Source organism: Colwellia sp. MB3u-8 (genome assembly GCF_014076985.1).
Classification (GTDB): Bacteria; Pseudomonadota; Gammaproteobacteria; order Enterobacterales; family Alteromonadaceae; genus Cognaticolwellia.
In genome coordinates this window covers 404,142-418,842 of the sequence record NZ_JACGVA010000030.1, presented here as the reverse complement: position 1 = coordinate 418,842, position 14,701 = coordinate 404,142, and the positions used below count along the sequence as shown (strand labels likewise).

The window sequence follows — 14,701 nt, the reverse complement described above, 5'->3', positions numbered from 1 at the left end:
ATTATGGTGTTAAGTTATGCTACGTCTTTTTCGACAAATGTTGATCAGCCCTTTAGTTGAGCCATCCATATCTAAAGGTATATCAATATTTGAAAGCTTACTAAATATGTCATTACCGAGTGCTTTGCCTAATTCTACACCCCATTGATCAAATGAGTTTATTTGCCAGATAACGCCTTGAACAAATACTTTATGCTCGTACAGGGCAATTAAGCTACCTAAAGCTTTAGGGGTTAATTTGGGCATTAAAATAGTATTACTGGGTTTATTGCCTTTCATGACTTTATGAGATGATAAGTAACTTATCTCATCGGTGCTGCATTTTGCTTTGGTCATAGCGGCAATAACTTGTTCTTCAGTTTGACCTTCCATTAACGCTTGGCTTTGTCCCAAACAGTTGGCAATTAACATGTCATGATGATCTGAAATATCAACATGAGGGTTAAGCGGGAGAATAAAGTCGACCGGTATCGGCGTTTTACTTTGATGAATTAACTGATGAAAAGAATGCTGTCCATTGGTTCCTTCACTACCCCAAATAATAGGGCCGGTATCGTAGTTGGTTTCTTTATTATCTAAGTTGACCGATTTACCGTTACTTTCCATATCCAGTTGTTGTATGTATGCCGGTAAACCACGTAAATAGTGGTAGTAGGGCAATAATACTTGCGATTGTGCACCATGGAAATTTCTATACCAAATACCTAGTAGCGCCATAATTACCGGCATATTTTCTTCAAATGGTGCTTGTCTAAAATGTTCATCCATTTCAAAGGCGCCATGTAAAAACGCTAAGTAGTTATCAAAGCCAATACCCATAGCAAGCGGTAAACCAATGGCTGACCAAATAGAGTATCGCCCACCGACCCAATCCCACATGGGGAAGATATTTTTTTCACTGATACCAAAACTTTTAGCGGCTGCAATATTAGCCGATACACAAGCAAAGTTATGTTGAATATCACTGAATTTAGCTTGTTTTAAAAACCATTCTTTTGCCGTTTCAGTATTTCTTAGGGTTTCTTGGGTGGTTAATGTTTTTGATGAGGTGATCACCAAAGTTGTTGCTGGATCTAAACCCGACAGCACATCATGAATATGACAACCATCCACATTGGCGACATAATGTACATTCAAGTGTTTTTGACGATATGGCTTTAAGGCTTCAGACATAATTTTAGGCCCTAAAAATGAGCCGCCAATGCCAATAGCAACAATATCTTTAAAAGCCTTGCCGCTATAACCTTTGGTAACGCCCGATGAAACATCATTCACAAAGCCTTTGATTTTTTCTAAGGTGTCATTGACCAAGGGCATAATATTCTCGCCATCAACATAAACCGGCTCATTAGAAAAATTACGTAGGGCAGTATGTAACACTGGGCGATTTTCAGTGGTATTTATTGGTGCGCCGGAAAACATTTTTTCTATTTTTTCATCAACACCGCACTGTTTCGCCAAATCAACAAGTAAGTCCTTTGTTTCTGGCACCAAATGATTTTTGGAGTAATCTAAGGTTAATCCTGATGCGGTTATGGTGAATTTATCAAAGCGTTCAGGGTCAATACGAAATAAAGATTTTAAGTGTATTATTTTACTGTCTAAATAATGAATTTGTAAGTTTTGCCATGCCAGGGAATTAGTTAACATGTGTAATAAGCCTTTCTAATAAAATGTAAGTTTTTTTAAATGGAGTCGCGAGCAAGAAATGACTTTTGCCTAACGATAACAGTGTTATCTATTCAATGTTAGTGCTATTGGCTTTCACAAGCCAAAGCGCTAATCTAATTTACTGCGCACGAACTTAATGAGTCTGTGGTTGGCAACCTATTTTTGAGACGTTAATAGCAGCCGGCAAAGCGCCAAATCTTAAGGCTTAAGCTTAATCTGCTTAAGGACGCTTTATTTAAGCAAAGCTTTTATCTTAAAGTAAAAAGGCTAGAGAGCTTAAGCGTGAATTTGCTGTTATGCCTAGCGTTGCAATATTGACTTGAGAGCATACTATTTACAGGCCATCTTTAGATGACAAGATTAATTGAAAAATCTAATTGAAAAACCTAGGTGTCATCATTTAGTTGGATTGAACATTATTAATGCTAGCGAGTTATATTGAATAAAGTGTACTTTTGCCACTATTTTCAAGCTTAAGCGCCTGACCATTTTAATTTCGCCATGGTAAACTTGAGCATAATTTATCGTATAGAAGGAAGAGTAATGCATTTTGTTATCGTGGGTTGTGGTGCTGTGGGTGGTTATTTTGGTGGCCGTTTAGCGCAGCATGGCGAAAATGTTACCTTTGTTGCCCGTGGCCAGCAATTTCAAAGCATGCAAACCTCGGGCTTAACCATTAAAAGTATTGAAGGCGATGTGCAGCTTGATCAGGTTAATGTGGTTAATGCACAAAGCCTAACGGCAGACACTTTGCCAACGCCTGCCGATGTTATTTTTCTCTGTGTAAAGTCGTTTCAGTTACCGGCGGCAATTGCCCAAATAAAAGCTCTGATTTCACCTCACACGCGAGTAATACCCTTATTAAACGGTGTTAATGCTGTTGATGTTATGCAAGAGCACGGTATTGCTTTAGAAAATATTTTTGGTGGTTTAGCAAAAATTATTGCTGAGAAAACGGCTGATGGCGTGATAAATCATACCGGAGCAAAGCCTCATATCACCTTAGGCGCTTTTAGTGATGAAGTGTTAGTGGACTCAAGAGTTGAACAAGTTAATGAAGTAAAAGCTGCTCAAGTTAAGGCAGAAGTAACAGAGCGGCTTAGTGCGATAGCGAAATGTTTTAAATTAGCGGGTGTTAGCGTCGGGGTAACCAGTGATATTAAGCTGGCATTATGGCGAAAATTTATACTTGTTGCTGCTTGGGGGGCATTGGCTTCGGCAAGACAATTGAACTTGGGCGAAATTCGAGCACAAAGCCATATTATCTTTTTATTAGAACGTATTGTTAATGAATATGCCGATATTGCGCGCAAAGCAGGGGTAAAGCTTGGCGATAAGCATATAAAAGAAACCTTAAGTTTTTTATCACGCTTACCTGATAGTAGCGAAACATCAATGCAACGAGATTTGGCCGCTGGACAGCATTCAGAGTTTGATGTGTTAATAGCTTATCCTATGACCTTAGTGACAGAATTTAATCTCTCAGTTCCCGTGTTAACTCAGTGTTACCAGAAAATAATGTCAGGTTCGCCATAGTGAAGTGAGGTTGCTAGTGATGAGTTCTCTAGCAGGATTAAGGTTAAAAAATTATAATAAATAACAAATTCACCCGTGCTAGCACTACAGAGAAGGTTAAATTTATGCTATTGTATCGGCGAATTTTTATCGTATCAATTAAGTGAAGATTAAATAATGTCTGAAAATAAACTTGAATCAATCGAACAACGCGTAAGTTATGGTGTAGGTCGTCAACTAGGTGACCAACTACGTAACAATCCTTTTAAAGATTTTGACGTATCTGCTGTGCAAGCTGGTTTAGCTGATGCAATTGCTAATACTGCAAGCCAAGTATCTGACGAAGCACTTAATGAAGCATTTGGTGTTGTATCACAAAAGATGCAAGAGCTAGAGCAAGCAGAAGCTAAAGAAAAGTCAGCTGAAGGCGAAGCTTTCTTAGCAGAAAATGCAAAACGTGAAGAAGTAACAATAACTGAATCAGGTTTGCAATACGAAGTAATAGCAACAGGTGAAGGCGAAAAGCCAACAGCTGCTAGCACAGTTCGTGTGCATTACCACGGTACATTTAGCAATGGCGATATCTTTGATAGCTCTGTTGATCGTGGCCAACCTGCTGAATTTCCAATTAACGGCGTTATTGCTGGTTGGACTGAAGCATTACAATTAATGGCTGAAGGTTCAAAATGGCGTTTATATGTGCCTTACGGTTTAGCTTACGGTGAGCGTGGCTCTCAAGGTGCAATTCCTCCGTATGCTACCTTGGTATTCGACGTTGAGTTATTAGCGATTATTAGCTAAGTAAACTATTTTTTAAAAGCCCTCAAATGAGGGCTTTTTTATAAGTATAATTTATATAAAGTAAATCCAGTTTGAGTTATATATCACTGATGCATAAATCAGCTATCGAACAATTTTTCCAGCGCTACCTAACGGCGTTTCATCAGCAAAACATGTCAGATATGCAACAATGCTATCAGTTGCCTTGTACTATGCATACGCCCGATAAAGTGGTATTAATTGCGAGTGATAAAGTATTTGAACAAGAATTTTTAGATATATTTACCGTACTAAGTCATGCAGAGATAAAGCGTTTTGTCGCCTTAAAAGCCAGCTTTAGTCAGTTGAGTGAAAACCTGATACTGGCTTGTGTTGATTGGCAGTTTATTGGCCCTAAGGCCGAAGTTTTTACCGATTTTTCAGCATTTTACCATCTAGCTTTGAGCGAAGGCCAATGGCGAATTTTTAATGTAGTGTCACAAGACCTTAGCCAATCAGTTGATTTAAAACACGCTTTTAATATTTTTTATAATAAAGTATAGAACACCCCTTATAACATTACCGAGTAGGAAGACGTTGTCATGAAAGTGAAAGTAGCGATTTTAGGCTGTAGTGGGCGCATGGGCCGAAATTTAATACAAGCGGCTATTGAGCACAAATCAGTTGAACTTGTAGGTGGCAGTGTTCGTGTGGGTTCATCATTTGAAAATTTTGATTTAGGTGAAATCGCTGGTATTGGTGCGATTGGTCAAAAAACAACGACAGACTATAAAGCCTTGTTGGCTGCTGATGTGTTAATTGATTTTACCTCGATTGAAGCTACGCTTGAGCATCTTGACTGGTGTCAGCAACACAACAAAGCCTTGGTCATTGGCACAACAGGTTTTTCTGATCAGCAAGTAGAAACGATCAAAATGGCAGGTAATAACATAGCCGTTATTTTGGCACCTAATACCAGTGTTGGTGTAAATTTATTATTCAAGTTGCTTGAAGTCACTGCCAAAGCGATTGGCAAGCATACTGATATAGAAATTTTTGAAGCACATCATAGATTTAAGAAAGATGCACCATCAGGCACAGCAGTGAAAATGGGCCAAGTTATTGCTGATACCTTAGGCCGAGACCTCAATAAAGTAGCCGTGTATGGCCGAGAAGGTATTACGGCAGAGCGCAGCCGAGAAACTATTGGCTTTGCTACCGTAAGGGCGGGTGATATTGTCGGTGAACATACCGCTTATTTTGCTGATATTGGTGAGCGTATTGAGTTGACTCACAAAGCAAGTTCAAGAATGACTTTTGCTTTAGGCGCAATGCGGGCGGCGTTTTGGTTAAGCGAAGCTCATGCTGGATTTTATGATATGCAAGATGTTTTGGGTTTTAAAGATAACTAAAATCCTAAAGTGATTTAGCCAAATACTAGCAGATTAATTTGTGCTATTTTCGGGTTAATTTTATAGAAAAGTGTTGTTTTTGGCGTCTTTACATCAATAACGTCAAAAACAGAGAGTTTTTACAATTATTACTAGACGAAAGACGCTTACAAGCGTATTATAAGTGGATTTTGTCAAAAATTTACTGTTCATGACGAACGGGTTAATATTTTTGACATTTTTTGTGCGTATCGCTTTTTATCGTTAATGGTTAAATTCTTAGTTATTTTACCATTAATTTTCTTTCTTCTTAACGGAGGTTACATTGACTAAATCTGCCATTTTAGTGCTTGAAGACGGCACTGTATTTAAGGGCACCGCTATCGGTGCAGAAGGGGCTGCTGTTGGTGAAGTAGTATTCAATACTTCAATGACAGGCTACCAAGAAATTTTGACAGATCCCTCTTATGCAGAGCAAATTGTTACCCTTACCTATCCACATATAGGTAACACAGGTACCAATAGCGAAGATGAAGAGTCTGACACTATTTGGGCAAAAGGTTTAGTAATTCGTGACTTACCACTATTAGCGAGTAATTTTCGCAGTGAACAAAGTTTAGGTGACTACCTAAAAGCGAAAAATATTTTAGGCATTGCCGATATCGACACCCGTAAACTAACGCGCATTCTACGTGAGAAAGGCGCACAAAACGGTTGCATAATCGCGGGTGACTTAGTTGACGCCAGTGCAGAAGAAGCCAAGGCGCTAGCACAAGCACAAAGCTTTCCTGGCCTTAAAGGTATGGACTTAGCCAAAGTTGTTTCTACTACAACAGCTTACCAATGGCATGAAGGGAGTTGGGAACTAGGCAAGGGCCATAGTTCTTTTCAAGATAAGCCTGAAAAACTGCCATTTCATGTCGTTGCTTACGATTTCGGTGCTAAACGTAATATTTTACGTATGTTAGTAGACCGCGGCTGTAAAATAACGGTAGTACCGGCGCAAACTTCTGCTGAAGAAGTATTAGCCATGAAGCCCGATGGTATTTTCTTATCAAATGGCCCTGGTGACCCAGAGCCGTGTGACTATGCTATTACAGCAATCAAAAAATTCTTAACAACAGATATTCCAGTGTTTGGTATTTGTTTAGGCCATCAATTACTGGCGTTAGCCAGCGGTGCTAAAACGGTTAAAATGAAATTTGGCCATCATGGTGGAAATCACCCGGTTAAAGACTTTGCGCGAAATATTGTCATGATCACAGCGCAAAATCATGGTTTTGCTGTTGATGAAAATAGCTTGCCTGAAAACTTGAAAGTAACCCATAGCTCATTATTTGATGGTTCAATTCAAGGTATTCATCGTACAGATAAAGCTGCATTTAGTTTTCAAGGTCATCCTGAAGCTAGCCCTGGCCCTGCAGATGCCGCACCATTGTTCGATCATTTTATCGATTTAATCGTTGCTGCTAAAAAAGCGTAGACCCTAGACAAGAGAAGAGAGAATATAAAATGCCAAAACGTACTGACCTAAAAAGTATCTTGATCTTGGGCGCGGGTCCAATTGTAATTGGTCAAGCATGTGAATTTGATTATTCAGGTGCACAAGCCTGTAAAGCACTTCGCGAAGAAGGCTACCGAGTTATTTTAGTTAACTCAAATCCTGCCACCATTATGACTGACCCAGAAATGGCCGATGCAACTTACATCGAACCTATTCATTGGGAAGTTGTTCGCAAAATTATTGAAAAAGAACGTCCTTGCGCTGTATTACCGACCATGGGTGGTCAAACGGCGTTGAACTGTGCTTTAGAGCTTGAAGCAAAAGGCGTATTGAAAGAATTTAACGTTGAGATGATTGGCGCAACAGCTGATGCGATTGATAAAGCAGAAGATCGCTCTCGTTTTGACAAAGCCATGAAAGCAATTGGTTTAGACACACCAAATGCTGAAATTGTACATACGATTGAAGAAGCACACGCCGCCAGTAAAATTTTAGGTTTCCCTTGTATCATTCGTCCTTCATTTACTATGGGTGGCACGGGTGGTGGTATTGCTTATAATATCGAAGAGTTCACTGAAATATGTACGCGTGGCTTAGACCTTTCTCCAACGTCAGAATTACTGATTGATGAATCATTAATTGGTTGGAAAGAATATGAAATGGAAGTGGTTCGCGACAAAAATGATAACTGCATCATTATTTGTTCGATTGAAAACTTTGACCCTATGGGTATTCACACCGGTGATTCTATTACGGTTGCTCCTGCGCAAACGCTAACCGATAAAGAATACCAAATCATGCGTAATGCCTCGATTGCGGTATTACGTGAAATTGGTGTTGAAACCGGTGGCTCAAACGTACAATTTGGTATTTGTCCTGAGACTGGCCGCATGGTTATTATTGAGATGAATCCTCGTGTTTCTCGTTCATCAGCACTTGCTTCAAAAGCAACGGGTTTCCCTATTGCAAAAATTGCTGCAAAATTAGCCGTAGGTTATACGCTTGACGAGTTAACTAACGATATTACTGGCGGCGCAACACCAGCGTCATTTGAGCCGACTATCGATTATGTTGTGACTAAGATCCCACGTTTTAACTTTGAAAAATTTGCGGGTTGTGAAGACAGATTAACCACTCAAATGAAATCAGTTGGCGAAGTTATGTCAATTGGTCGTAATCAGCAAGAATCACTTCAAAAAGCATTACGTGGCTTAGAAGTTGGCGTGAATGGTTTTGACTCTATGGTTGATGTCACTCAACCGGGTGCTAAAACTAAAATCATGCATGAGCTTCAAGAAGCGGGCGCTGACCGTATTTGGTATATTGCTGACGCGTTTCGTTTAGGCTTAACGGTTGACGACATTTACCGCTTAACTATGATTGACCGTTGGTTCCTCATTCAAATTGAAGATATTGTTTTAGAAGAAGCAAAAGTCGCTGAAGGCGGTTTAAAAGTATTAACAGCCGATTATTTACGTAAATTAAAACGTAAAGGTTTTGCTGATTCTCGTCTTGCTGATTTAATTGGTGTTGCTGAAGCTGAAGTGCGTAAGAAGCGTCATAAAGCTAATATTTTTCCAGTATACAAACGTGTTGATACTTGTGCGGCTGAATTTAGTTCAGACACCGCATATATGTACTCAACCTACGATGAAGAGTGTGAAGCAAATCCGACAGATAAAGAATCAATCATGATCTTAGGTGGCGGTCCAAATCGCATCGGTCAAGGTATTGAATTTGATTATTGTTGTGTTCATGCGGCATTAGCATTACGTGAAGATGGTTATGAAACCATTATGGTGAATTGTAATCCTGAAACAGTTTCAACAGATTACGACACATCAGACCGTTTATATTTTGAATCTATCACTTTTGAAGATGTTTTAGAAATTGTTCGCATTGAAAAACCTAAAGGTGTCATCGTGCAATATGGTGGTCAAACACCACTTAAATTAGCACGTGCTTTAGAAGCAGCTGGTGTACCCATTATCGGTACATCTCCTGATGCTATCGATAGAGCAGAAGATAGAGAGCGTTTCCAACAAGCTGTAGACCGTTTAGGTTTATTACAACCTGAAAATGCTACGGTAACGTCACTAGAAGAGGCAATGGCTAAAGCAGAAGCAATAGGCTTCCCACTTGTTGTTCGTCCATCTTATGTATTAGGTGGTCGTGCAATGGAAATTGTTTATGACCTAGATGATTTACGTCGTTATATGACAGAAGCTGTTAGCGTTTCAAATGACTCGCCAGTATTACTTGATCATTTCCTTGATGATGCGATTGAAGTTGATATTGACCTTGTTTGTGATGGTACCGATGTAGTTATTGGCGGCATTATGCAACATATTGAGCAAGCAGGTGTTCACTCGGGTGATTCTGCATGTTCATTACCGGCATATAGTTTAAGTCAAGAAGTACAAGATGTTATGCGTCAGCAAGTGACTGACTTAGCTTTTGAACTCGGTGTTATTGGTTTAATGAATACGCAAATGGCCGTAAAGGATAACGAAGTTTACATCATTGAAGTCAATCCTCGTGCTGCTCGTACCATTCCATTCGTTTCAAAAGCGACAGCAGTGCCTCTAGCGAAAGTGGGTGCCCGTGTTATGGCTGGCAGAACATTGAAAGAGCAAGGGATCACTAAAGAAATTATTCCTCCATACTTTTCTGTCAAAGAAGTTGTTATTCCGTTTAACAAATTTCATGGTAGCGATCCTTTAGTAGGGCCTGAAATGCGCTCTACGGGCGAAGTAATGGGTGTGGGTAATACGTTTGAAGAAGCGTACGCAAAAGCTTGTTTAGGTGCTGGTGTTTCTGTACCTAAATCGGGTCGCGCGTTAATTTCTGTTCGTAATAGTGATAAAGTACGTGTAGTTGAATTAGCAAAACAATTGGTTGCTTTAGGATACGACGTGGATGCTACTCATGGCACTGCAGTGATATTAGGTGAAGCTAATATTCCTTGTCGCCTGGTGAATAAAGTGCAAGAAGGTCGACCGCATATTCTTGATAGAATCAAAAATGGTGAATATAACTACATTATTAACACCACAGAAGGTCGTAAAGCGATTGAAGATTCTAAAGTCTTGCGTGGTGGTGCTTTACGTTACAAAGTCGCATATACTACAACCTTGAACGCTGCATTTGCCGTTTGCCAATCGCATGCTGCAGATGATCGTAATACCGTAACTTCAATACAAGAGTTACATAAACGCTGCAAATAAACGGCTAAACAATGAATTTGCTCATGGTGTGAAAACATGAATACAGAGCAAATTCATTTTAAACTTTATTTAAGCGAATTATTTTCTAAAGGTGGTTAACCTACTCATAGTAGTTAGGGTAAGCCGCCTTTCTTGCTAGAAAAAGAAGAGTGAAATGACAAAATACCCAATGACACTTCTTGGTGCTGAACAGTTAAAAGAAGAATTAAGAATTTTAAAAACAGAAAGGCGCCCACGTATAGTCAAAGATATTGCTACTGCTCGTGAGCATGGTGACTTAAAAGAAAATGCTGAGTACCATGCGGCGAAAGAAGAACAAGGTTTCTGTGAAGGTCGCATTCAAGATATTGAAGGCAGGTTATGTAACGCACAAGTCATTGACGTAACAAAAATCCCTAATACCGGCAAAGTTATTTTTGGCACAACAGTGAAGCTGCTTAATCTTGATACTGACGTTGAAGTGACTTACAAAATAGTGGGTGACGATGAAGCGGACTTTAAAACTGGACGTATCTCATTAAACTCGCCAATTGCTCGCGGTTTAATTGGTAAAGTAGTTGATAGTGAAATTGAAATTACTACACCGGGTGGCGTGGTTGAATATGAAATTATTTCGGTAGACCACCTTTAGCATTTATGGTCATTTAACCTTATTTGACATGAGTTATCTATGTTAAATGAAAACTATGTTAAATGGTTAAATGGTTAAATGAAAAGCAAACCCACTTAATAGCAGATAAGTGGGTTTAAGGTGATTAAAACCAGTGGCATTAATTTATTATATGTTACTGGTTTTTTTGCGCTAGACAAACATTGTTATGATCGCAACTAATCGCTTTAACATTATTGTAGCCGATGCGTTGCAACTGCTCAGCAGCCAATGTAGCGCGACCACCAGAAGCGCAATGGAGATAAATTTCCATATCCGCGTTAGTACAATATTTAGCAATGTTCATCTCTAATACACCACGTGGAATGTTTATTGAATTTGTTACTGGCGAGGCAGCAGTCTCAGCAGGCTCTCTAACATCAATAAATGTGGCATTTTTGTGAGTAAATGCTTGTGCGGCGCTAACACAATCAACAGAATTTTTAGCTTGCGCAACTAATTCAGGTACCGATAAAATCATTCTAAAACCTTACATAAATTTATGTGATAGCTATAGTCTATGCTAAGCATAAAACTTTGTATATTAGTTTTTTCTAATGTTTGTTTTTTCTAATGTTTAGTTTGGCGCTTAGTTTCACTAGCAGCAAACGAGTCATTTATGGATGAGTTTGGTTTTAACAAAATATAAAGTTTAAGATATAAAAAAAGAGCCGAAGCCCTTTTTTACATTACCAAAGCATTTAAATTAATTACATTTTTGGTATACGAATTTTCTTTTCTTCTGTTTGGCGAAAAATAACTAAGGTTTTACCGATCACTTGTACTTGAGTTGAATTTGTTTCACGACAAATAGCTTCAATAATAAGTGCTTTGGTTTCACGATCTTCTGTGGGGATTTTAATCTTAATTAATTCATGGTGGTTTAACGCGTAGTCAATTTCTGCAACTACTGCTTCGGTAAGGCCGTTATTACCTAGTAATACAACGGGTTTAAGGCTATGTGCCAGACCTTTTAAATACTGGATTTGTTTTTTATTTAAGTTCATTAACAATTATCATTACAAGTTAGCTTGAATTTTTGCTATTTTAACTCCATCTAGTGTGTATTACTAATTTTGTTTACGAAGTGTCAGCTTTTTACCGTATTTTTATGGTTTTTTTTTGGTTAATATAGTCATGTCGCTATTTTAGTGGCAAATAAAACAAATCGGTATCTCGAAATGCAAGCAAGCTTTAAACAACAAAAATATATAAGTGGATTGAATGAGTAAGAATAAAGTCAGTGTCAGTAGTGCCCGATGGCTAAAAGAGCACTTTGATGATGAATATGTAAAAAAAGCACAAAGACTGGGCCTACGCTCACGTGCTATTTTTAAAATTGAAGAGATAAATAATAAAGATAAATTGATCAAGCCTGGCATGAAGGTGGTTGATTTAGGTGCGGCTCCTGGCGGTTGGTCTGAATACGCCACGAAAGTGGTTGGTGATAACGGGCAAGTTGTTGCATGTGATATTTTAACGATGGCCCCTATTGCCGGTGTTGATTTCCTGCAAGGTGACTTTCGCGAAGAAGCGGTACTCAATGCTTTATTAACTCGCATTAATGGTAAAAATATCGACGTTGTTATGTCTGATATGGCAGCAAATTTTACTGGTAATGATACTGCAGACGCGGCCCGTAGCATGTATTTAGTGGAACTAGCACTTGATATGTGCAATCAAGTTTTAAAGAAAGACGGCGCTTTTGTAGTGAAAGTGTTTCAAGGAGAGGGCTTTGAGCAATTTATGAAAGATGCTCGAGTCGCATTTAAAACCGTTAGAACTCGCAAGCCTGAATCATCACGTGCTCGTTCACGTGAAGTTTATCTTGTGGCGACTGGCTTTAAATTGTAGTAAATTATAGTATATTGGGTGGAATTATTTCATCGCACCATTTTGAACATTAGCAAGAGGTCATTAAGTTGAGCGATATGGCAAAAAATCTTATTTTATGGTTAGTTATTGCAGTTGTATTGATGTCTGTCTTCCAAAGTTTTACCCCTGGAAGCGGCAAAGAACAACAAGTGGATTACACACAATTTGTCCAAGACGTACGTCAAGGTCAAATTAGAGAGGTCGACGTTGATAGAAACGGCGTCATTAATGGTATTAAACGTAGCGGCGAAAACTTCGTTACCGTTATTCCTGGTGGCTATGATCGTGATTTAATCAACGATTTAGTGAAGCAAGGTGTTAATGCATCAGGTGAGTTACCGGAAGAAACTAGTTTCTTAACCACTATTTTTGTTTCTTGGTTCCCCATGATATTGCTTATTGGTGTATGGATTTTCTTCATGCGTCAAATGCAAGGTGGTGGTGGTAAAGGCGCGATGAGTTTCGGTAAATCGAAAGCGCGTTTATTAGGTGAAGATCAAGTTAAAACTACTTTTGCCGATGTTGCGGGTTGTGACGAAGCAAAAGAAGAAGTTGCTGAATTAGTAGATTATTTAAAAGAGCCTTCACGCTTTCAAAAATTAGGTGGTCGCATTCCATCAGGTGTTTTACTGGTTGGACAGCCAGGTACGGGTAAAACTTTGCTAGCTAAGGCTATTGCAGGTGAAGCGAAAGTACCTTTCTTTACTATCTCTGGTTCAGACTTTGTTGAAATGTTTGTTGGTGTGGGTGCTTCTCGTGTTCGTGATATGTTTGAACAAGCGAAGAAAGCTGCACCTTGTATTATCTTTATCGATGAAATTGATGCTGTAGGTCGCCAACGTGGTGCTGGTATGGGTGGCGGTAATGATGAGCGTGAACAAACACTAAACCAAATGCTAGTTGAAATGGATGGTTTTGAAGGTAATGAAGGCGTTATTGTTATTGCTGCTACTAACCGTCCAGACGTATTAGATCCAGCATTATTACGCCCTGGTCGTTTTGACCGTCAGGTAACTGTTGGTTTACCGGATATTCGTGGTCGTGAACAAATTCTTAAAGTGCATATGCGCAAAGTACCCTTAGGCGATGATGTTAAAGCATCAGTTATTGCTCGTGGTACCCCTGGCTTTTCAGGTGCTGATTTAGCTAACTTAGTTAACGAAGCGGCTTTATTTGCTGCACGTTCAGCACGCCGCGTTGTTGGTATGGCTGAGTTTGAAAAAGCAAAAGATAAAATCATGATGGGCTCTGAGCGCCGTTCTATGGTGATGAGTGAGTCAGAGAAAGAAATGACCGCATATCATGAAGCAGGACACGCCATTGTGGGTCGTTTAGTGCCAGATCATGATCCAGTATATAAAGTCAGTATTATGCCTCGTGGTCGTGCTCTAGGTGTTACTATGTACTTGCCGGAACAAGACCGTTTTAGTCACAGTAAGCAGCATTTAGAAAGTAATATTTCATCTTTATATGGTGGTCGTATTGCCGAAGAACTTATTTACGGTTTTGACAACGTATCAACGGGTGCTTCAAATGACATTGAACGTGCGACACAACTTGCGCGTAAAATGGTCACTCAGTGGGGCTTTTCTCAAAAAATGGGTCCTATGCTATTTGCTGAAGAAGAAGGTGAAGTATTTTTAGGTAGATCATCGTCTAAGTCGTTAAATATGTCTGATGAAACTGCTCGTGCTATTGATGACGAAATTAAAGACTTCATTAATCGTAACTATGAACGTGCGTCAACTATCTTAAAAGAAAATGAAGATATTTTACATGCGATGAAAGATGCCTTAATGGAATATGAAACCATTGATGCATTGCAAGTTGATGATTTAATGAATCGCACGAAAGTTCGTCCACCAGCTGATTTTGGTGCCAATGACTCTGATGGTAAATCAGATAATAATGCCGATTCAAGCAAACCATCAGAAAAAAAAGATGAAGATAAAAAACCATCAGCTGAACCTACTAACGCCGATGATGCTTCAGATGCTCCTGCTAAATAATTAGCAATACAGTATTAAGAGCCCCAATGGTTTAAATCATTCGATTTATTAACTATTGGGGCTTTGTATTATGTGAAGTTTGATTATTTATTTCAATTGCT

12 protein-coding genes are annotated in these 14,701 nt (G+C 39.1%); 9 read left to right on the top strand and 3 right to left on the bottom strand.

From position 1 onward, the window contains the following. Window positions 1-9: 9 nt before the first annotated feature. Window positions 10-1,650, bottom strand: a complete 1,641-nt coding sequence (pgi, locus tag H4J54_RS01965; protein ID WP_182189132.1) for a glucose-6-phosphate isomerase — start codon at window positions 1,648-1,650, stop codon at window positions 10-12. Window positions 1,651-2,214: 564 nt separating this feature from the next. Here pgi and H4J54_RS01960 point away from each other — a divergent pair. The 7 genes from H4J54_RS01960 (at window position 2,215) to greA (ending at window position 10,698) form a co-directional block, all read left to right on the top strand. Continuing rightward, window positions 2,215-3,207: a ketopantoate reductase family protein gene (locus tag H4J54_RS01960; RefSeq protein ID WP_182189131.1), complete on the top strand. Its 993-nt coding sequence runs from the start codon at window positions 2,215-2,217 to the stop codon at window positions 3,205-3,207. A 156-nt stretch (window positions 3,208-3,363) separates the two neighbouring features. Then, window positions 3,364-3,987 carry an FKBP-type peptidyl-prolyl cis-trans isomerase gene (locus H4J54_RS01955; RefSeq protein WP_182189130.1) on the top strand — a complete coding sequence of 208 codons (624 nt, stop codon included), beginning with the start codon at window positions 3,364-3,366 and terminating at the stop codon, window positions 3,985-3,987. Window positions 3,988-4,058: 71 nt separating this feature from the next. After that, window positions 4,059-4,508: a hypothetical protein gene (locus H4J54_RS01950; protein WP_182189129.1), complete on the top strand. Its 450-nt coding sequence runs from the start codon at window positions 4,059-4,061 to the stop codon at window positions 4,506-4,508. 39 nt (window positions 4,509-4,547) lie between these two features. Continuing rightward, complete coding sequence (gene dapB, locus H4J54_RS01945; RefSeq protein WP_182189128.1) at window positions 4,548-5,357, top strand: 4-hydroxy-tetrahydrodipicolinate reductase; 810 nt, start codon at window positions 4,548-4,550, stop codon at window positions 5,355-5,357. A gap of 304 nt (window positions 5,358-5,661) precedes the next feature. Next, window positions 5,662-6,819: a glutamine-hydrolyzing carbamoyl-phosphate synthase small subunit gene (gene carA, locus H4J54_RS01940; protein ID WP_182189127.1), complete on the top strand. Its 1,158-nt coding sequence runs from the start codon at window positions 5,662-5,664 to the stop codon at window positions 6,817-6,819. Between the two features lie 29 nt (window positions 6,820-6,848). Beyond that, complete coding sequence (gene carB / locus H4J54_RS01935) at window positions 6,849-10,067, top strand: carbamoyl-phosphate synthase large subunit (RefSeq protein ID WP_182189126.1); 3,219 nt, start codon at window positions 6,849-6,851, stop codon at window positions 10,065-10,067. Between the two features lie 154 nt (window positions 10,068-10,221). Beyond that, a complete protein-coding gene (gene greA / locus H4J54_RS01930; protein ID WP_146878345.1) occupies window positions 10,222-10,698 on the top strand; it encodes a transcription elongation factor GreA in 477 nt (158 codons plus the stop codon). A 154-nt stretch (window positions 10,699-10,852) separates the two neighbouring features. Here greA and H4J54_RS01925 read toward each other — a convergent pair whose 3' ends face one another. Beyond that, window positions 10,853-11,197 (bottom strand): rhodanese-like domain-containing protein, encoded by a 345-nt coding sequence (locus H4J54_RS01925; RefSeq protein ID WP_182189125.1) that lies wholly within the window; start codon window positions 11,195-11,197, stop codon window positions 10,853-10,855. 229 nt (window positions 11,198-11,426) lie between these two features. Next, the gene (gene yhbY, locus H4J54_RS01920; RefSeq protein WP_182189124.1) at window positions 11,427-11,723 is read right to left on the bottom strand and encodes a ribosome assembly RNA-binding protein YhbY; all 297 of its coding nucleotides are present in this window, start codon (window positions 11,721-11,723) and stop codon (window positions 11,427-11,429) included. Window positions 11,724-11,940: 217 nt separating this feature from the next. Between yhbY and rlmE the strand changes: the two genes are divergently transcribed. Both rlmE and ftsH read left to right on the top strand, forming a co-directional pair. Beyond that, window positions 11,941-12,570, top strand: a complete 630-nt coding sequence (gene rlmE / locus H4J54_RS01915; RefSeq protein WP_182189123.1) for a 23S rRNA (uridine(2552)-2'-O)-methyltransferase RlmE — start codon at window positions 11,941-11,943, stop codon at window positions 12,568-12,570. A gap of 77 nt (window positions 12,571-12,647) precedes the next feature. Beyond that, on the top strand, window positions 12,648-14,600 hold the full coding sequence (gene ftsH / locus H4J54_RS01910) for an ATP-dependent zinc metalloprotease FtsH (protein ID WP_220464277.1): 1,953 nt from the start codon (window positions 12,648-12,650) through the stop codon (window positions 14,598-14,600). The last annotated feature ends 101 nt before the right edge of the window (window positions 14,601-14,701 follow it).